This window comes from Rhizobium sp. TH135 (genome assembly GCF_002855515.1).
Taxonomy (GTDB): domain Bacteria; phylum Pseudomonadota; class Alphaproteobacteria; order Rhizobiales; family Rhizobiaceae; genus Allorhizobium.
The window spans coordinates 337,718-355,736 of record NZ_PKRP01000005.1 but is presented as its reverse complement, the minus strand read 5'-3'; the positions used below and the strand labels follow the sequence as shown (position 1 = coordinate 355,736).

At 61.0% G+C, this 18,019-nt stretch carries 18 protein-coding genes; 7 read left to right on the top strand and 11 right to left on the bottom strand.

Going from position 1 to position 18,019, the window contains the following annotated elements:
* Positions 1-56: 56 nt before the first annotated feature.
* Both rimM and trmD read left to right on the top strand, forming a co-directional pair.
* Positions 57-635: a ribosome maturation factor RimM gene (gene rimM, locus C0V73_RS16890; RefSeq protein ID WP_102021146.1), complete on the top strand. Its 579-nt coding sequence runs from the start codon at positions 57-59 to the stop codon at positions 633-635.
* A 7-nt stretch (positions 636-642) separates the two neighbouring features.
* A complete protein-coding gene (gene trmD, locus C0V73_RS16885) occupies positions 643-1,335 on the top strand; it encodes a tRNA (guanosine(37)-N1)-methyltransferase TrmD (RefSeq protein WP_102021281.1) in 693 nt (230 codons plus the stop codon).
* Here the strand turns inward: trmD and C0V73_RS16880 are convergent.
* The gene (locus tag C0V73_RS16880) at positions 1,317-2,063 is read right to left on the bottom strand and encodes a sulfite exporter TauE/SafE family protein (protein ID WP_102021145.1); all 747 of its coding nucleotides are present in this window, start codon (positions 2,061-2,063) and stop codon (positions 1,317-1,319) included. The genes trmD and C0V73_RS16880 overlap by 19 nt on opposite strands.
* A gap of 278 nt (positions 2,064-2,341) precedes the next feature.
* On the opposite strand from C0V73_RS16880, the gene rplS reads away from it, so the two are divergent.
* A complete protein-coding gene (rplS, locus tag C0V73_RS16875; RefSeq protein ID WP_006724279.1) occupies positions 2,342-2,878 on the top strand; it encodes a 50S ribosomal protein L19 in 537 nt (178 codons plus the stop codon).
* A gap of 80 nt (positions 2,879-2,958) precedes the next feature.
* On the opposite strand, the gene C0V73_RS16870 is transcribed toward rplS, so the two are convergent.
* Positions 2,959-3,789, bottom strand: coding sequence for an EamA family transporter (locus C0V73_RS16870; RefSeq protein ID WP_102021144.1), 831 nt, complete (start codon positions 3,787-3,789; stop codon positions 2,959-2,961).
* A gap of 184 nt (positions 3,790-3,973) precedes the next feature.
* Positions 3,974-5,383, bottom strand: a complete 1,410-nt coding sequence (gene leuC / locus C0V73_RS16865; protein ID WP_102021143.1) for a 3-isopropylmalate dehydratase large subunit — start codon at positions 5,381-5,383, stop codon at positions 3,974-3,976.
* Between the two features lie 329 nt (positions 5,384-5,712).
* On the opposite strand from leuC, the gene ppk2 reads away from it, so the two are divergent.
* The gene (ppk2, locus tag C0V73_RS16855; RefSeq protein ID WP_102021142.1) at positions 5,713-6,606 is read left to right on the top strand and encodes a polyphosphate kinase 2; all 894 of its coding nucleotides are present in this window, start codon (positions 5,713-5,715) and stop codon (positions 6,604-6,606) included.
* A gap of 9 nt (positions 6,607-6,615) precedes the next feature.
* On the opposite strand, the gene C0V73_RS16850 is transcribed toward ppk2, so the two are convergent.
* Positions 6,616-7,437 (bottom strand): amino acid ABC transporter permease, encoded by an 822-nt coding sequence (locus C0V73_RS16850; protein WP_102021141.1) that lies wholly within the window; start codon positions 7,435-7,437, stop codon positions 6,616-6,618.
* A gap of 37 nt (positions 7,438-7,474) precedes the next feature.
* Positions 7,475-8,272, bottom strand: coding sequence for a transporter substrate-binding domain-containing protein (locus C0V73_RS16845; protein WP_102021140.1), 798 nt, complete (start codon positions 8,270-8,272; stop codon positions 7,475-7,477).
* Positions 8,273-8,498: 226 nt separating this feature from the next.
* Here C0V73_RS16845 and C0V73_RS16840 point away from each other — a divergent pair, with 226 nt between their 5' ends.
* On the top strand, positions 8,499-9,005 hold the full coding sequence (locus tag C0V73_RS16840; RefSeq protein ID WP_102021139.1) for a nuclear transport factor 2 family protein: 507 nt from the start codon (positions 8,499-8,501) through the stop codon (positions 9,003-9,005).
* A gap of 69 nt (positions 9,006-9,074) precedes the next feature.
* Here C0V73_RS16840 and C0V73_RS16835 read toward each other — a convergent pair whose 3' ends face one another.
* Both C0V73_RS16835 and C0V73_RS16830 read right to left on the bottom strand, forming a co-directional pair.
* Positions 9,075-9,905, bottom strand: a complete 831-nt coding sequence (locus C0V73_RS16835; protein WP_102021138.1) for an aldo/keto reductase — start codon at positions 9,903-9,905, stop codon at positions 9,075-9,077.
* A 153-nt stretch (positions 9,906-10,058) separates the two neighbouring features.
* On the bottom strand, positions 10,059-10,616 hold the full coding sequence (locus tag C0V73_RS16830) for a L,D-transpeptidase family protein (RefSeq protein ID WP_102021137.1): 558 nt from the start codon (positions 10,614-10,616) through the stop codon (positions 10,059-10,061).
* A gap of 125 nt (positions 10,617-10,741) precedes the next feature.
* Here C0V73_RS16830 and C0V73_RS16825 point away from each other — a divergent pair, with 125 nt between their 5' ends.
* Complete coding sequence (locus C0V73_RS16825; RefSeq protein ID WP_102021136.1) at positions 10,742-11,425, top strand: response regulator transcription factor; 684 nt, start codon at positions 10,742-10,744, stop codon at positions 11,423-11,425.
* A gap of 122 nt (positions 11,426-11,547) precedes the next feature.
* Entirely contained in the window at positions 11,548-12,003 is a 456-nt protein-coding gene (locus C0V73_RS16820; protein ID WP_102021280.1) for a cyclic nucleotide-binding domain-containing protein, read from the top strand.
* Positions 12,004-12,025: 22 nt separating this feature from the next.
* Here C0V73_RS16820 and C0V73_RS16815 read toward each other — a convergent pair whose 3' ends face one another.
* From C0V73_RS16815 to C0V73_RS16800, 4 genes are all read right to left on the bottom strand, one after another.
* Positions 12,026-12,832 (bottom strand): exodeoxyribonuclease III, encoded by an 807-nt coding sequence (locus tag C0V73_RS16815; RefSeq protein ID WP_102021135.1) that lies wholly within the window; start codon positions 12,830-12,832, stop codon positions 12,026-12,028.
* 115 nt (positions 12,833-12,947) lie between these two features.
* Entirely contained in the window at positions 12,948-13,601 is a 654-nt protein-coding gene (locus C0V73_RS16810) for an outer membrane lipoprotein carrier protein LolA (protein WP_102021279.1), read from the bottom strand.
* A 127-nt stretch (positions 13,602-13,728) separates the two neighbouring features.
* Positions 13,729-16,380 (bottom strand): DNA translocase FtsK, encoded by a 2,652-nt coding sequence (locus tag C0V73_RS16805; RefSeq protein WP_102021134.1) that lies wholly within the window; start codon positions 16,378-16,380, stop codon positions 13,729-13,731.
* Between the two features lie 204 nt (positions 16,381-16,584).
* Complete coding sequence (locus C0V73_RS16800) at positions 16,585-18,018, bottom strand: ammonium transporter (RefSeq protein ID WP_102021133.1); 1,434 nt, start codon at positions 18,016-18,018, stop codon at positions 16,585-16,587.
* Position 18,019 lies beyond the last annotated feature (1 nt).

Here is an 18,019-nt window from a genome sequence, read left to right as displayed (position 1 = left end):
GTCGTTCCGCCTAAAAGGAATGTCGAACCGATGCCTCCGCAGGACCGTTCTCACCCATGAGCAAGCTTGAAAACCCGATACTGATGGCCGTGATCGGCGCTGCCCAGGGGCTGCGCGGCGAAGTGCGGGTGAAGACATTCACCGAAGATCCGCTTGGCCTCGGCGACTATGGCTTCCTCTTTGCGGCCGACGGTCGCAAATTCGAGATCCTGGAGATCCGTGACGGCAAGACCGTTGCCATCGTGCGCTTTCGCGGAATCAATGACCGCAACGCTGCCGAGGTGCTGAACGGAACCGAACTCTTCGTCGATCGCGATGCCCTGCCGGATGATGATCTTGACGAGGACGAGTTCTATTATGCCGATCTCGAGGGCCTCGAGGTCTATGACGCCGAGAACAATCACTACGGTGCCGTAACGGCTGTCTATGACTTCGGCGCCGGTGATCTCCTCGAACTCAAGGGGCCGGGCAAGCGCCCCGTGCTCATTCCGTTTTCCGAAGCTGCAGTGCTCGAAATCGATCTCGAAGGCGGCCGGCTTCTGGTCGATCCGATTGCCGCTGGTCTGAAGGATGACGGCGAAGAGAAGCCCTATGGCAATGCCGGCGGCAAGCCCCGCCCGAACAATGGTCGCTGAGCGCCCCATGCCCTTCAAGGCCTCCATCCTGACGCTCTATCCGGACATGTTTCCGGGGCACCTTGGCCTTGCGCTCGCAGGCCGGGCGCTTGAGCGCGGCGACTGGGAAATCGAGGCGGTGCAGATCCGCGATTTCGCGGAAGACAAGCACCGCAGCGTTGACGATACGCCGTCGGGCGGCGGCGCCGGGATGGTGCTTCGGCCCGATGTGCTTGCGCGTGCGATTGATTCCATAGCCGACGATGGACGGCCGCGGTTGCTGATGAGCCCGCGTGGCCGCCCCCTGACGCAGGAGCGGGTGAGAGAGCTCGCTTCAGGCGAAGGCGTGGTCATCGTCTGTGGTCGGTTCGAGGGCGTGGACCAGCGTGTGATCGATGCGCGCCAGCTCGAAGAGGTCTCGATCGGCGACTATATACTTTCCGGCGGCGAGCCTGCGGCACTGACAGTGCTGGATGCCGTCGTGCGCATTCTTCCGGGAGTCATGGGAAACCAGCTCTCCGGCGTGCATGAGAGTTTCGAAGGCGGCCTGCTGGAACACCCGCAATACACCCGCCCCCAAGTCTTCGAAGGCCGGGAGATCCCCGAGGTTCTGACCTCAGGCAATCATGCTCTCATCGAGAAATGGCGGCATGAGCAGGCTGTCGCGCTGACCCGCGAGCGTCGCCCCGATTTGCTGCCGCCTCAGCCGGTGAAGAAATAGTAGGCAGCGAGCCCGAGCCCTGCCGCAACCACCATCCAGCGCAGCACGGATTGGGGCACCTTCTTTGCCATCGCCACACCCGCGTAACCGCCAGCGGCCACGGCCGGGATCATGATCGCGGCATGCAGCCAGGAAATGGCCCCGGCGCTCGCGAAGATCACGATGGCAACGGCGGCGATGACGATCGACAGGAAGTTCTTCAGCGCGTTCAAACGATGATAGTCGCCGCCGCTCGCAAGCCCCAGCGAGGCGAGCATCATGATGCCCATGCCTGCGCCGAAGAAGCCGCCGTAGAACGAGGTGATGGCCTGAAGCGCGAGTCCGAGCGGGCTTGCCGGGTGGCTTTCGCCTTTCGTTTTTGGCCGCAGCTTCGGCCCGGCTGCAAAGATTGCTGTCGCGCCGAGCAACAGCCACGGCACCATGGAGCGAAAGGCTGGATTCGACAGTGATATCAAGAAGAGCGAGCCGCCGACGGCACCCACGGCCGAAATGAGGCCAAGCACGATCGCGCTGCGCTTCATCTCTTTCAATTCGTTGCGATAGGCAAGCGTCGAGGTGATATAGCCGGGGAACTGGGTCACGGAAGAGGTTGCATTGGCGCTGATCGGCGGCAGGCCGGCAAGTGTCAGCGCTCCGAAGGTTAGGAAGGTGCCGCCGCCTGCGATCGCGTTCACGGCGCCGGACAGGAAGCCGGATGTGAACAGCAGGAAAATCATGGCAATGGTCATGCGACAGCGCTCCCGATACTTGGAGGCGAAGTCTTAAGGGCAGGAATCCAACGCAGCAAGGCGTTCAGGGTGCCTCGCATGCACGAAATTTGTCTTGTATGGGGTGACAAGCAGGCCTGCTTGGTGTAATGGCCCCCTCGGAAATGGGCTTATTGCCCGTCTGCCAAAACAAAGAACTGCGAATTCGCTCCGACCCATCTGGGTCAATATCCTGCGGCATAGACCCAAGGGATCATCGTTGAGCGCTCTGGCTGTTTCAGAAGAAACCGAGGTTAGACATGAACATCATTCAGCAGCTGGAAGCCGAACAGGCCGCCAAGATCGAAGCCAAGCGCAAGCTTCCGGAATTCTCCCCGGGCGACACGCTCCGCGTCAACGTCACCGTCAAGGAAGGCAACCGTACCCGCGTGCAGGCCTATGAAGGCGTTTGCATCGCTCGTTCGGGCGGCGGCATCAACGAGAGCTTCACGGTTCGCAAGATCTCCTACGGCGAAGGCGTCGAGCGCGTATTCCCGGTCTACTCGCCGCTCGTCGAAAGCGTCGAAATCGTTCGCCGCGGTAAGGTCCGTCGCGCCAAGCTGTACTACCTGCGCGATCGTCGCGGTAAGTCGGCTCGTATCGTCGAAAACACCGGCACCCGCGCCCGCAAGCTGAACGACGCCGAGCGCGCCGCCGTTGCCGAAGAAAAGGCACGTCTGGAAGCCGAGAAGGTTGCAGCAGCACAGGCTCTGGCCGCCGAAAAGGCAGCAGCCGAAGCCGCTGAAAAGGCCGCTGCCGCTGAAGCTGCAGCAGCAGCCGAAGCTTCTGCCGAATAAGCAGACGCAAAACGCATTGATGAAAGGCTCCGGTTTCCGGAGCCTTTTTTCGTTTGGGCCTTTGGAAGCAGGTTGGTCGCTTAGAGGCTGATGCTGATCGCACCACCGGCCACGATCATGCAGGCAAGTAGCCTGCGAAGGGTGAGTGGTTCACCCAACAGGAACGCGCCGATCAGCACTGCAAAGACGACGCTTGTTTCCCGAACTGCGGTGACCAGGCCCGCGGGTGCATAGGCATAGGCCACCACGACAAGCCCGTAGGCCAGCATGGCGACCACGCCGCCAGCAGCGGCCTTCCAGGTCAGCGGAGATCGCACGTCGATGAGCAGGCCTTTTCGGGTCACCGCGAAGGCGATCGTGATCATGATGCCGAAGAGAAACAGCACCCAGAGCGCATAGGCGACTGGTTGCTCGACCAGTTTCACTCCCCGAGAGTCGACTGTGGAGTAGCAGGCAATGATCAGGCCGGTCGCCAGGGCAAAGAGAATGGATGAGGTCGCAGCGCGGCTCTTGCCGAGCGACAGGCTCATGATGCCGGCGGCAATCAGGATGACACCCAGTGTTTGCCAGAGCCCCAGCACCTCACCAAAGAAGAGGAGTCCGCCCAGAGTGACCAGCAGCGGCACGGTGCCGCGAACGATCGGATAGACCTGGCCCAGTTCGCCATGCTTGTAGGCCGCCACCAGAAACAGGCTGTAGCCAACCTGGAGGCCCGCCGACAGCAGGATGTATGGCCAGGCGGCTGCTCCGGGGACGGGAACCATGAACAGCAAGGGCAGTGTGATGATGCTTCCAGCGAGGCTCATCACTGTGATCGACCAGAGCCGGTCCGCTCCGGTGCGCAGAAAGGCATTCCAACTGGCATGCAGGACGGCGGCTATCAGCGCCAGACCGATGGCGACAGTACTCACGGCCGCGGCCTGCGGTATGAGAGATCAAATTCACGGATGTTCATGGAAGACCTGCAGGGCGGCATATGACATTTTTGTGACAGCGCGACGATAGCGGCTTTGAGTGCCTTTGCAACGGCCCGGACAAAAGAAAACCGCCCGCTTTTCAGCGGGCGGCTACAGTGCATACCAGCTTGCCGATGGCTTACTTGAAGCTGCGGATGTCGACGAAGTGACCAGCAACAGCCGCGGCTGCCGCCATTGCCGGCGATACAAGGTGCGTGCGGCCCTTGAAGCCCTGGCGACCTTCGAAGTTGCGGTTCGAGGTCGAGGCGCAGCGCTCGCCCGGCTTCAGGCGGTCATCGTTCATGGCGAGGCACATCGAGCAGCCCGGCTCGCGCCAGTCGAAGCCAGCGGCCTTGAAGATCTTGTCGAGGCCTTCGGCTTCCGCCTGTTCCTTCACGAGGCCAGAGCCCGGGACGATCATGGCCGATACGGTGGAAGCCACCGTCTTGCCTTCGACGACCTTGGCCACTTCGCGCAGGTCCTCGATACGGCCGTTGGTGCAGGAGCCGATGAAGACGCGGTCGACGGCGATGTCGGTGATCTTGGTGCCTGGCTTCAGGCCCATGTAGTCAAGAGCGCGCCACTTGGAGGTACGCTTCGTCTCATCCTGGATGTCATCCGGGTTCGGGACGACGCCCTCAATGGAGACGACGTCCTCGGGCGAGGAGCCCCAGGAGACGATCGGCGGCAGGTTGGCAGCGTCCAGAACGACGACGCGGTCGAAATGCGCACCTTCGTCGGACTTTAGCGTCTTCCAATAGGAAATCGCCTGCTCCAGCGCTTCGCCCTTCGGCGCGCGCGGCTTGTCCTTGATGTATTCGAAAGTCTTTTCATCCGGCGCGATAAGACCGGCGCGGGCACCGCCTTCGATCGTCATGTTGCAGACGGTCATACGGCCTTCCATCGACAGGGCCTCGATCGCCTCGCCTGCGAATTCGATGACGTGGCCGGTGCCGCCGGCAGTCCCGATCTCGCCGATGATCGCAAGGATGATGTCCTTTGCCGTCACGCCTTCGGGCAGTTTCCCGTCGACGCGCACCAGCATGTTCTTCGCCTTCTTCTGAATCAGCGTCTGGGTCGCGAGCACATGCTCGACTTCAGACGTGCCGATACCATGGGCCAGCGCGCCGAAGGCGCCATGCGTCGAGGTGTGGCTGTCGCCGCAGACGATGGTCATGCCCGGCAGGGTGAAGCCCTGCTCCGGGCCGACGATGTGCACGATGCCCTGGCGCTTGTCGGAAGCGGAGTAGTATTCGACGCCGAATTCGGCAGCATTGGTGGCGAGCGCCTCGACCTGAATGCGGCTCTCCTCGTTCTTGATGCCGAGATGGCGGTCCGGCGAGGTCGGAACGTTGTGGTCGACCACGGCCAGCGTCTTCTGCGGTGCGCGAACCTTGCGGCCGGCCATGCGCAGCCCTTCGAAGGCCTGCGGAGACGTCACTTCGTGGACGAGGTGACGGTCGATGTAGAGAAGACAGGTGCCGTCGTCCTGGCGATCAACGACGTGGTCGTCCCAGATCTTGTCGTAAAGGGTGCGGGGTGCGCTCATGGGTTAAGTTCCGTCCAGACTGAGGAAAAGGGATTTCGGTTTTTTAGGATGCAACAAGGTCGGCCGCAGCCGAAGGCGGTCAGCCGCGAAGGCTCGCCAAAGCCCCTTGAACGCGCGCGAAGAAGCGCGCCGGCAGACGCTTGTGGTCCTGCAGCACGATAAACTGGTTCGCGAGGCATCCGAATTTCGATCCCATGAGCGGCGTCTTACCAGTTTTCGCAGATGTCGGCAATTGCTTCGCTGGTCCTGTGACATCCGTCTGTCATGAAGCAGTCGTGCAAGCATGATTGATCTTCGTCAGTATAGATCATCCTCTCGGAACCCGCGTCATGAACGAAGACATCCATCGCATCAAGAATGAGATCCTCGACAGTTTCGACGAGGAACTGGAGCAACAGCTGGATGAGGATCGTCTCGACGATCTCGTCGCGGACGGGATGTCTGAGCCGACGATCGACAGACGAATCTATTTCCGCGAACTCTTTCGCCTCCAGCATGAGCTGGTCCGTCTGCAGGACTGGGTGCAATACAAGAAGCTGAAGATGGTCGTGCTGTTCGAAGGTCGCGATTCAGCCGGCAAGGGCGGCGCGATCAAGCGGGTTACCCAGCGGCTCAACCCGCGCGTCTGCCGCGTCGTGGCCCTTCCCGCGCCGACCGAACGCGAGCGGAGCCAGTGGTATTTCCAGCGCTATGTGCAGCATCTGCCGACGGCTGGCGAAATGGTTCTCTTCGACCGTTCCTGGTACAACCGGGCCGGCGTTGAGCGGGTGATGGGCTTCTGCGGCCCGGACGAACTGGAAGAGTTCTTTCGATCCGTACCGGAGTTCGAGCGCATGCTAGTTCGCTCCGGCATCATTCTCGTGAAGTACTGGTTCTCGATCACCGACGAGGAGCAGGAATTCCGCTTCCGCATGCGGATCAACGATCCCCTGAAGCAGTGGAAGCTCTCGCCCATGGACCTGGAGAGCCGAGTGCACTGGGAGGCCTATACCCGCGCCAAGGAAGAGATGCTGGAGCGCACGCATATCCCGGAAGCCCCATGGTGGGTGGTCCAAGCCGTCGACAAGAAGAAGGCGCGTCTCAACATGATCGCCCATCTTCTGTCGCAGGTGCCATACGAGCATGTGCCAAAGGAAACCGTGGAGCTTCCTGAACGCGTTCGCAACGCCGACTATATCCGCCACCCGGTACCGACCGAGATGTATGTTCCCGAGCGTTACTGACGGAGCGCTTCAGTCGCGCATGCGGGTCCGCATGCGCTGCTCGAAGCCGCGAAGCAGGATCGACAATCCGATCGTCAGCACCAGGTAGACATAGGCCACGATCGAATAGGTCTCGAAGAAGCGGAAGGACCCGGAAGCGTAGACCTTGCCCATCTGGGTGATGTCTGCGACGCCGAGCACCGAGACGAGGGACGAGTCCTTCACCATCGCAACAAAATCGTTCGAGAGCGGCGGGAAGATCACGCGGATCGCCTGAGGGAAGACCACCAGTCGAAACCGCTGGCTGCGGCTCAAGCCCAGAGCCTTTGCCGCCTCTATCTGGCCCTTGTCGATCGACTGGATGCCGGCGCGGAAGATTTCGGCGATAAAGGCCGAATAGCCGATCATCAGAGCGATGATCGCCCGCCACATCAGCGAGAAGTCTCGCACGACCATGGCGTCCGTCAGGCCGATCGAGATCAGCGGCGCGGTCACAAGGTTGTAGAGCGCCACAAGGGCAGGCGCGCCGACAAAAGCGATGTAGAAGAGCAGCACCAGGATCGGAATGCCGCGCACCACTTCCACGTAGAAGCGGGCTACTTGCCGCAGGGCCATATGGTCCGACATGCCGAGCAGCGCAATCAGCAGCCCCAGTGCCGTGGCCAGAAGGAAGCCGATCAACGTCACGAAAACAGTGACGCCGAGCCCTTTGACCACGGTGTTGAAGACTTGCGTGTAGAGATCACTGACGAAGATGACGATCCCGAGGGTCAGCGCCATCACGACGAAGGCGATCAGCCACCACGGCCGATCGCCTTTCTGGTCACCCTGGGGCAGGGTCTGGAATGCCATCAGTTACCCGCCTTCAGGTCGCAGGTCTGAATCTGGCTCATTCGCCCATCTTGTAGTCGAGGAACCACTTCTTGTTCAGGGCTTCGATCGTGCCATCGGCTTTCATCGAAGCGATGGCTGCATTCACCGGGGCCACGAGATCGGAGCCCTTGGTGAAGATGAAGCCGAAGTCTTCCGAACCGAGCGGACCGCCGACGAGCTTGAGGCCGCCGTTCGAGGAATCGACATAGCCCTTGCCAGCCGTGCCGTCCGTCAGGACCACGTCGACATCACCCGTCTTCAGCGCCTGGACGGTCGCGCCGAAGGTTTCAAACAGCTTGATACGCGGGTTCTGCTCGTTGCCGTCGAGGATCTCGTATACGGCGGTGTAGAAGGGCGTGGTGCCCGGCTGTGCGCCGACCAGGCCATCCTTGAATTCGCCGAAGCTCTTGCCATCCGTGAAGCGGGTTTCATCGCCACGGACCAGCATGAACTGCTCTGAACGCATATAGGGCTCGGAGAAATCCACCTTCTCCTTGCGATCTTCCTTGATGGTGATGCCGGTCATGCCGATGTTGAACTGACCGTCCGAGACAGCCTGGATCATCGCGTCCCAGGAGGTGTTCTGGTACTCCACCTTGAAATTCAAACGCTTTGCGATCTCGTTCATCGCGTCATATTCCCAGCCGATCTGCTGGCCGGACTTGGGGTCCACGAATTGCAGCGGCGGATAGGCGTTTTCCGTTACGACAACGACGGATTTTCCGCCGAGATCCGGGAGGTCGCTCGCATGCGCGGCGAAGGGAACAAGGGCAAGGGCGGACAGACCGGCAAGAACGGCGCGGCGGAACAGCATGGAAATCTCCCGAATTGTGGCAGCGCAGAGTGTCACATCTTGTTCCATGCTGGCAAGGACTGCCAACGCGACGACGAACACCTGACGCAACTTGTTCTAGCAGTGCCGATGGGGTGGGTGGTTCTGTTTTTCAGACCTTAACTGGAAAAACTGCCTTCTGGCGGCGCCTTCCAGCAAACGATATCCCTTCGGGCAAATTTCCTCGCTGTTCCCAAGGGATAAGTTCATGCTCAAGCGACCCGCAGTTCTGGCCATCAGCGTAGGCTTGTTTACGCCTTTGATGTACCCCGTTATGGTCTCTGCCCAGGAGGCTGTCGTCGCCGCGGCCGACAAGGAAGCCTTGTTCACGAGCGTCGATCCGAAGCTGCATGCCAACAAGCAGGTGGTCTACCACATCATGCGCAACCTCTTGGAAGCCGGGCATTGGGACAAGGCCGATCAGTTTCTGACCGAGCGTTACCTTCAGCACAATCCGAACGTCCCTTCGGGTCGTGATACCGTCGTCGGGTTTTTCACCCAGGTCCTGAAGGTCGAAAAGAAGCCGATCCCCGAGAAACTGTCGACACCAGTGGCGTTCGTCACGGCCGAAGGCGATCTGGTCACGGTTGCCATCGTTCGGGAGGAGAAGGACCCGAAGGATCCTTCCAAGACCTATACCACCACGTGGTACGACACCTGGCGCATCGTCGACGGAAAGGCCGACGAGCACTGGGATTCGGCAATCAAGGAATAAATCAAAAGCGGGCCACCCTCGTTTCAGCAGGTGGCCCGCTCAATTCTCGTCAGTCGTGTCTCACGTGAATCAGAAGGTCGCCGTCTTCGGATCAGGTCCGATACGAGCGCCCGCGTCATCCAGTCCGTTCAGTCTGTCCAGATCCTCCGCCGACAGCTTGAAGTCGAAAACCTTGAAGTTCTCGACGATGCGCGACGGCGTGACCGACTTCGGGATGACCACAAGACCATTTTCGATATGCCAGCGAATGATCACTTGAGCCGGCGTGCGGCCAAGTTTCTGGGCAATCTCTGCGATGACAGGATGGCCAAGCAGCTTGCCCTGGCCGAGGGGGCTCCAGGACTGCGTCGCGATCTTGTGCTTCTCATGGAAGGCGCGGGTTTCGCGCTGCTGGAAGTCAGGGTGAAGCTCGATCTGGTTGATGACCGGCACGACGCCGGTCTCGGCCACGATCTTTTCGATATGCTCCGGATAGAAGTTCGACACGCCGATCGACTTCGCCCGACCTTCCTCTTTCAGCGTCACAAGGGCCTTCCAGGTGTCGACGAAGAGGCCACGATGCGCTGACGGCCAGTGGATGAGATAAAGGTCGACGTAGTCAGTGCCGAGCCGCTTGAGGCTCGCTTCGAAAGCCTTCAGCGTCTGCTCGTAACCCTGATCTGTGTTCCACAGCTTGGTGGTCAGAAAGATGTCAGAGCGCAGAAGGCCGGACTGGCGGATGCCTTCTCCCACGCCCTGCTCGTTCTCATAGACGGCAGCCGTGTCGACATGCCGATAGCCGGCGTCGAGTGCTGCCTTGACCGCCGGTGCCGCCTCATTGTCGGGCGTTTGCCATACACCAAGGCCAACCTGCGGGATGCGGGCGCCATCATGCAGCGAGAGGTAAAGCTGATCTGTCATATTGAAATCTCCAGGTCGGGGATGGTCAACGCAATGAATGCGGAAGGAAAATGGAGCGGTAAAACCCGGGCTTCGATGCCGGCCGCCTTTCCTAACTAGTCCGATCCGGCCGCGATAAAAGAGGCGTGCCGTCCAATTCGCCTGAACGGGATATCAGAGAACCTGAAGGATCGTCCTGCGGTCAAGATGCGGCAGGAGGCGGCACATGTCCCGGTGGCGAATGGCAACGCATCCCTCCGTTGGCGTGAAGCCCGGCCGTGCAATGTGGAAGAAGATCGCTGATCCGCAGCCCCTTTTTCGCATGCGCATGTTCCAGTCCATCACGACACAGATGTCATAGAGTTCGTCCGCGCGCTCGATACGTTCGTGGCTTGCCTTGAAGGGCGCGCGTACCGGGCGATTGTAGGTTGGGTGACCATTGGCGTCGCTCCAGAGCATGTCGCTGCGGGTGCGCAGCAGCCTCAGCTGGCTTTGTGGTGGCTGGATGCGATCACCTCGGTGATAGGCATAGAGGAGGGGCATGCTGGCGATCGGCGTTGCGCCGTCACCCTCGCGCTTGCGGCTCGTCCTGCCGCTTCGGCCGATGGCCGCGGGAATGCTGAGGATGCCCGCTTGCAGAATAGCCCGACGCTGGTCGCGCGGAGCCGAGCGGACCACGATACGGGCCAAAGTCTTTCGTTGCTGTCGCGAAACCTTTGGTCTCTTGGTCACGACTTTTTGCCTTGTTCGTGATTATTGTTGTACGCTGAGCTCTTCAACTGCTGCAACAACGACTTACATGCCGTGCAAGAGGGCAGCAAGGCCTTCGCCGATGGACCATTCTGGAAGGATGACGGATGACGACGCGGACCATTCTGCTCGTGGATGACGACGATGATCTGAGGCAGATCCTGGTCGAGCAGCTCTCGCTTTACGAAGAGTTCTCGCTGCTTCAGGAAAGTAACGCCACCCGCGCCATGCAGACGGCCAAGACTGCGCAGGTCGATCTGATGATCATGGACGTTGGTCTGCCGGACATGGACGGTCGGGAAGCCGTGAAGCTGCTGCGCAAGGGCGGCTTCAAGTCACCGGTGATCATGCTTACCGGGCACGACACGGATTCCGATACGATCCTCGGCCTTGAGGCAGGTGCCAACGATTATGTCACCAAGCCCTTCCGTTTCGCCGTTCTGCTGGCCCGCATCCGTGCGCAGCTACGCCAATACGAGCAGAGCGAAGATGCGACCTTCGGCGTCGGTCCCTATCTGTTCAAGCCGAGCCAGAAGCTTCTGACTACCGACGACGGAAAGAAGATCAGGCTGACGGAGAAGGAATCGGCGATCATCCGATACCTCTACCGCGCTGGCCAGAAGGTCGTGACGCGCGACGTGCTGCTTGAGGAAGTCTGGGGCTACAATTCCGGGGTGACCACGCATACGCTGGAAACCCATGTCTACCGTCTTCGCCAGAAGATCGAGCGGGATCCGTCCAATGCCGAGATCCTTGTTACGGAAAACGGCGGGTACAAGATCGTTCCCTGATCGGAATGAGAGTGCATCATCTCGGGGATGAGGACGGCTGACGGGTCGTCACTCTCCCCGTTTTGCGTTATGGACGGTCAAGAGGCAGATGACATCCAAACCGTCTGCAGAGGATGAACGCCATGGCACTCAGCGACGATATCGAGCTCCTGTCGGAATTGCCGCTCTTTTCCGGCCTCGACACCGATCAGTTGCGACTGATCGCCTTCGGCGCGGAGCATCGACAGGTTGCTGCCGGCCAGGCCCTGTTTCGCGAGAAAGCGCCTGCGGAATGCGCCTACGTCATCGCGCGCGGCGACATCGAGCTTTACGTGATCGGACGGGATGGCAAGCCTCATCTCGAGACGCGTGTCGGGCCAGGCGTGATGCTCTCCGAGCTCGCACTGGTGACCATGGTAGAGCGCAAATACACAGCTGTCGCTGCGCAGGACGTCGAAGTCATCCGCATCACACGCGCGCTTTTTCACCGGCTGCTTGAGGAATATCCGCAGATGGCCCGCCAGGTCGAGGGCAGGATCAAGCAGTCTCTGGCCGCATTGATCGAAGGGTCTGAAGCCCTGGCGCCCCGCTTCAATTAAATAGCTTGCTGTCTATCGCCTGCTATGCGGCCTTGAAGTGTGCTGTCACCGGCACATGGTCGGACGGCTGTGTCCAGCCGCGCGCTTCTTTCAGCACATCGACGCCAGTGAGCAGCGGTGCCAGATCGGCGGAAGACCACACATGGTCGAGGCGACGGCCGCGATCGGCTGCCGCCCAATCCTTGGCGCGGTAGCTCCACCACGTGTAGAGCTTTTCAGAGGCGGGCACCTGCTGGCGCATCAGGTCGACCCACTTGCCCTGTCGCATGATGTCGAGCAGTCCTTCGGTTTCCACCGGCGTGTGACTGACGATCTTCAGCATCTGCTTGTGCGACCACACGTCATGTTCCAGCGGCGCGATGTTGAGGTCGCCAACAAGGATCGATCCGGTGTTCGGCTCAGCTTCCGCCGAAAGCATCTTCATCTCCTGGATGAAATCGAGCTTGTGGCCGAATTTCGGATTGATGTCCCGATTGGGTTCGTCGCCGCCGGCCGGAACATAGAAATTATGGATGCGGATCCGGCGCCCGGCCCATTCGAAGACTGCGGAGATGTGGCGGCTGTCGCCCACGCCGCAATAGTCCTGGCGGTGATCCTCGGCGAGCGGCAGCTTCGAGCAGATCGCGACGCCGTGATAGCCCTTCTGGCCATGAATCACGATGTTGGAATAACCGAGTGCAGCAATCGCATCGATTGGAAACTGGTCGTTCTGGCACTTGATCTCCTGCAGGCACAGGATGTCCGGGTTCACGCGCTTCAGAAAGTCTTCGACGATCGGAAGGCGCAGGCGCACCGAATTGATGTTCCAGGTGGAGATCGAGAGTGTCATGGCGTCCGCTTTCCAGGTTCCCCAGCGGGTTTAGGGGATTACGACGCCCATGAACAGAAAAAGGCGGCAGGACCTCTGGGGTCTGCCGCCTTCTCCACAACTCGACAGGTTTTCCTCAGCCGCCGCGCTTCTGGCCATGGACCTCGGCATAGGGGATTTCGAAGACGCTCGGATCCAACTGCACGCCGTTCTGAACGTTGAAGATCATGACGGACGTGTCCTTCTTCTGCATGTCAGTGATCGTCCACTGACGCAGTTCGAAGCTCTTGGGGTCGAACATCAGGGTGATGGTCGAGTCGCCGAAGATCGTCCGGTCACCCAGCACGATGGTGGTCAGATCAGCTTCCTGCTTCACATCGCGAACCATCTGATTACCGAGGTCGATGCGCTCCGACAGCAGAATGCTGAGCGGCGTCTTGTTCAGCGGATAGAGGTCCCAGGTCTTCAGCTTCATATTGCCGATGACCACATTCTTGCCGTCGGAAATGACGCGCATCGGCGACGGCTTCTCATAGTTGAAGCGCAGCTTGCCCGGGCGTTCGATAAAGAACTTGCCGCCGGTCTGCTCGCCGCGCGGGCCGAACTGGACGAACTCGCCCATCATGGTCTTCACGCTGGAGAAGTGATCGGCGATCTGCTGTGCCGCGCCCGCAGCAAAGCTCGGCATCGGAAAGGCGGCGCAGGCCATCAAGGCGGCCGTTCCCAGCACGAACTGGCGGCGGCTTGCCACGATCGGCATGCGGGCGTCGCGTTCATTGATGTCTGTCATGCGGTACTCCTTCATATGCTAACGGTCTCGCCGAAAAAGGCGGCGGCTTCATGGCCATGCGCGCCCTTGCTGCTGCGGCAACTCGTCCCGTACCGTTGTTGTTCCATGATGGAACGTGGTGCGGCTGTTACTCTTCGGTCGGGACCAAGATCTCGCGTTTGCCCGCGTGATTGGCCGGGCCGATGATGCCTTCCTTCTCCATGCGTTCGATCAGCGAAGCTGCCCTGTTATAGCCGATGCCGAGGCGGCGCTGGACATAGGAGGTCGACGCCTTGCCGTCTCGAAGCACGATCGCGACGGCCTGATCGTAGGGATCGTCCGACTCGCCGAGATTGCCGGTTCCGATCGGACCACCGCCATCCTCGCCATCTTCATCGTCATCGATGGTGATGGCTTCCAGATATTGCGGCGAGCCTTGTGTCTTCAGATAGGCGACGATCTCCTCGACCTCGTGGTCCGAGACGAAGGGCCCGTGGACACGCTGGATGCGACCGCCGCCGGCCATATAGAGCATGTCACCCATGCCGAGCAGCTGCTCTGCGCCCTGCTCGCCGAGGATGGTGCGGCTGTCGATCTTCGAGGTGACCTGGAAGGAGATACGGGTCGGGAAGTTCGCCTTGATCGTGCCGGTGATGACGTCGACCGAGGGACGCTGCGTTGCCATGATCACATGGATACCGGCCGCACGTGCCATCTGGGCGAGGCGCTGTACGGCGCCTTCGATGTCCTTGCCGGCGACCATCATCAGGTCGGCCATTTCGTCGATGATCACGACGATATAGGGCAGGGGCTGCAGGTCGAATTCTTCCGTCTCGTAAATCGCTTCGCCGGTCTGACGATCGAAGCCGGTCTGGACGGTGCGGGTCAGCACCTCGCCCTTCTCCAGCGCCTGGGCAACACGGGTGTTGAAGCCGTCGATGTTGCGCACACCGATCTTCGACATCTTCTTGTAACGCTCTTCCATCTCGCGGACGGTCCATTTGAGCGCCACAACGGCCTTCTTCGGGTCGGTCACGACCGGTGACAGCAGATGCGGGATGCCGTCATAGACGGAGAGTTCCAGCATCTTCGGGTCGATCATGATCAGGCGGCACTGCTCCGGCGTCATCTTGTAAAGGAGCGACAGGATCATGGTGTTGATCGCGACCGACTTACCCGAGCCGGTGGTACCCGCAACGAGCAAATGGGGCATCTTGGCGAGATCGGCGATGACAGGTTCGCCGCCGATCGTCTTGCCGAGTGCCATGGCGAGCTTCGCCTTGTTGCCGTCGAAGTCACGGCTGCCGATGAGTTCGCGCAGATAAACGGTCTCGCGGGTCTGGTTCGGCAGTTCGATACCGATCGCGTTGCGGCCGGGGACGACTGCGACACGGGCGGCGATCGCACTCATCGAACGGGCGATGTCGTCGGCGAGACCGATGACGCGGGACGACTTGATGCCCGGCGCCGGCTCTAGCTCGTAAAGTGTGACGACAGGGCCGGGGCGGACATGGATGATCTCACCCTTGACGCCGAAGTCGTCCAACACGCCTTCGAGCAGACGCGCATTGTGCTCCAGTGCTTCCGCCGACAAGGTGGCATCTCGCGCGACGGCGCGGGGTTCCGCGAGAAGATGCACCGACGGCAGCTGGAAGCCTTCCGGGCGCAACAGCGATCCTTGCGCATCGCGATCAACGCGTGCACCAGGTTTAGGCCGGGCGGCGGGGGCAACGACCCTGGCAGATGCGCCGCTCGCGCGTGCGCTTGCTGCCCGCGCACCGTTGTCGGGAAGGATCCCGGCCGGACGTGGCATGTCGTCGAGATCGAAATCATCGTCCTCGTCGTCGAAGCTGCCGGTGGACATTGGTGGGGGCGAGACAATGGAGCGGCCAACAGGACGCGCAGGAGCGCCTTCCAGCGACGGCTCGACACGCGCGTTGAGTGGCAGAGCCTTTGCCCTCACGGGTTCGTTCAGGGTGCCGAACTCGTCATCATTGAAATCATAGGGCTGGTCGAAGTCGCGGTCGCGACGCTCGCTTGCCTTCAGGCCGAAAAGACGGCGGACCCGGGCGCGCGCTGTATACCAGTTGTGCGTCACCGCACCCATCATCAGCGCGATCGGACCCTCGCTGTCCTCGTCGTCTTCACCGTCGTCGAAAACAGGTTCCTTCGGCTGGCGGCGCACGATCGGGGCGACGGGCTCGTCATCCTCAACCTGCTCGGACGCCTTGCCGAGAATGCCCGCAGCAAACAGCATCAACCATGTGGCGGGCAGCGCCAGAATGCCGCCAAGCACCATTGCGAATGTCGAGGTCGGATAGGCGCCGATAAACAGTGCCGGAAAGCGCAGAATGAGATCGCCCAGAACGCCGCCGGTGCCGCTCGGAAGTGGCCATGTGTTGGGCGGCGGAAAGCAGCCCACGGCGGCGGCTGCAATCAATGCGCCCGCGAACCAGGCGCCAATCCGGGCCGGAATGCGGTTGAGCTTGCGTCCACCGATGAGCGCGAAGGACCATGCGAGAACCGGCAGCAAGGCCAGCAGGCTGCCAAGGCCGAAGAATTGCATCATCAGGTCTGCAAACACTGCGCCCGGCAGGCCAAGGATATTGGTGGGTGGATTGTCCGTTGCATAGGAGAGGCTTGGATCGGACACGTTCCAGGTGGCGAGTGCCGCCACTGCGAGCACCAGAAGCAGGAAGAGTGCAAAACCGGTCAGCGCGAAAATCTGCCGAAACAGGAACGCGGACAACGCGGAGCGGGTGGAATGCTCCGGAAGCGCTGCGGAATTGCTTCTGCTCATGGGGTCTCTGTCCGTCCTGTTGCCGGTGATGCCTTCGGACGCCCGGCGTGAACCGGGATCGCCATCTGGGACCCTACAGGATGGAGGGTTAATGGTGCATTAACCATGCGTTCTCGTCCCATGGCGGGCGCTTCGCAAAAAAACGCCCGGGCGATGAGACCCGGGCGCTGCCGCATTTTAGGAGGTGAAGATCCGCCAGGGATCTTAGTTGTGGTAGGCGGCTTCGCCGTGCGAGGCGAGGTCGAGACCTTCGCGCTCGGCTTCGACCGGCACGCGCAGGCCAACGATCATGTCGACGATCTTGAAGAGGATGATCGACACGATACCGCACCACAGGACGGTGACGACAACGCCCTTGAGCTGAGCGAAGACCTGGGTCGCCGTGCCGGCATAGCCAGCTGCGAAGTCGGCCGTCGAGTAGTCGACGATACCAGCGCCGCCGAGGGCCGGGTTGACGAAGACGCCGACCAAAATCGCGCCCATGATGCCGCCAACGCCGTGGATGCCGAAGACGTCAGCAGTGTCGTCGTAGCCGAACTTGTTCTTCACGGTCGAGCAGAAGAAGTAGCAGACCGGAGAGACCACAAGGCCCATGACAATCGCGCCCATCGGGCCGGCGAAACCGGCGGCCGGGGTGATGACGACGAGACCGGCGATTGCACCGGAGACGGCGCCGAGCATCGAAGCCTTGCCACGCGAGAAGGTTTCGACAAGTGCCCAGGACAGGATTGCAGCAGCAGTTGCCAGGAAGGTGTTGATCATGGCGAGTGCGGCATAACCGTTGGCTTCGAGGTTGGAACCGGCGTTGAAGCCGAACCAGCCAACCCAGAGAAGGCCTGCGCCGATCAGGGTCATGGTCATGGAGTGCGGAGCCATCATGTCCTTGCCGTAGCCGGTACGCTTGCCGACCATGATCGCGCCGATAAGGCCTGCGACACCAGCGTTGATGTGAACGACGGTGCCGCCGGCAAAGTCGATCGCGCCGAAGCCGAAGATCATGCCCGTCGGATCAGCATAGGCGCTCGGGCCGCCCCAGAACCAGACCATGTGCGCGATCGGGAAGTAGACGAAGGTGAGCCACAGGGCCGAGAACAGGATCACGGCCGAGAACTTCACGCGCTCGGCGAAGGCGCCGACGATGAGGCCAGGGGTGATGGCTGCGAAGGTCATCTGGAAGCAGACGAACGCCAGCTCCGGAATGGCGACGCCCTTGGAGAAGCTTTCCGCCATGGTCGACACATCGACGCCGGCGAGGAACATCTTGGAGAAGCCGCCAACGAAGGAGTTGAGGCTGCCACCATTGGTGAAGGCGAGCGAGTAGCCGTAGATGACCCAGAGGATCATCGCCATGGCGGCGATCGTGGTGACCTGCATCAGGACTGACAGCATGTTCTTGGCGCGGACAAGGCCACCATAGAACAGGCCGAGGCCCGGGATCGTCATGAGAAGAACCAGCAGGGCCGAAACCAGCATCCAGGTGGTGTCGCCCTTATCGACGGTCATGGCGGGTGCCGCTGCGGCGACCGCTTCGGCGGCAGCCGGGGCTGCTTCCTGCGCGAAGGCGACAACCGGCGCCAGCAGGGCTGCGGACGCGGCGCCAATGCGCACGAGGTTGGAATTCAACTTGGCAAATGACATC

Excerpts from the sequence above, each read along its gene's own strand:
- rimM (WP_102021146.1), top strand. The coding sequence starts at position 57 with ATGAGCAAGCTTGAAAACCCGATACTGATGGCCGTGATCGGCGCTGCC.
- trmD (WP_102021281.1), top strand. The coding sequence starts at position 643 with ATGCCCTTCAAGGCCTCCATCCTGACGCTCTATCCGGACATGTTTCCG.
- C0V73_RS16880 (WP_102021145.1), bottom strand. The coding sequence starts at position 2,063 with ATGACCATTGCCATGATTTTCCTGCTGTTCACATCCGGCTTCCTGTCC.
- rplS (WP_006724279.1), top strand. The coding sequence starts at position 2,342 with ATGAACATCATTCAGCAGCTGGAAGCCGAACAGGCCGCCAAGATCGAA.
- leuC (WP_102021143.1), bottom strand. The coding sequence starts at position 5,383 with ATGAGCGCACCCCGCACCCTTTACGACAAGATCTGGGACGACCACGTC.
- ppk2 (WP_102021142.1), top strand. The coding sequence starts at position 5,713 with ATGAACGAAGACATCCATCGCATCAAGAATGAGATCCTCGACAGTTTC.
- C0V73_RS16850 (WP_102021141.1), bottom strand. The coding sequence starts at position 7,437 with ATGGCATTCCAGACCCTGCCCCAGGGTGACCAGAAAGGCGATCGGCCG.
- C0V73_RS16845 (WP_102021140.1), bottom strand. The coding sequence starts at position 8,272 with ATGCTGTTCCGCCGCGCCGTTCTTGCCGGTCTGTCCGCCCTTGCCCTT.
- C0V73_RS16840 (WP_102021139.1), top strand. The coding sequence starts at position 8,499 with ATGCTCAAGCGACCCGCAGTTCTGGCCATCAGCGTAGGCTTGTTTACG.
- C0V73_RS16835 (WP_102021138.1), bottom strand. The coding sequence starts at position 9,905 with ATGACAGATCAGCTTTACCTCTCGCTGCATGATGGCGCCCGCATCCCG.
- C0V73_RS16825 (WP_102021136.1), top strand. The coding sequence starts at position 10,742 with ATGACGACGCGGACCATTCTGCTCGTGGATGACGACGATGATCTGAGG.
- C0V73_RS16820 (WP_102021280.1), top strand. The coding sequence starts at position 11,548 with ATGGCACTCAGCGACGATATCGAGCTCCTGTCGGAATTGCCGCTCTTT.
- C0V73_RS16815 (WP_102021135.1), bottom strand. The coding sequence starts at position 12,832 with ATGACACTCTCGATCTCCACCTGGAACATCAATTCGGTGCGCCTGCGC.
- C0V73_RS16810 (WP_102021279.1), bottom strand. The coding sequence starts at position 13,601 with ATGACAGACATCAATGAACGCGACGCCCGCATGCCGATCGTGGCAAGC.
- C0V73_RS16805 (WP_102021134.1), bottom strand. The coding sequence starts at position 16,380 with ATGAGCAGAAGCAATTCCGCAGCGCTTCCGGAGCATTCCACCCGCTCC.
- C0V73_RS16800 (WP_102021133.1), bottom strand. The coding sequence starts at position 18,018 with ATGTCATTTGCCAAGTTGAATTCCAACCTCGTGCGCATTGGCGCCGCG.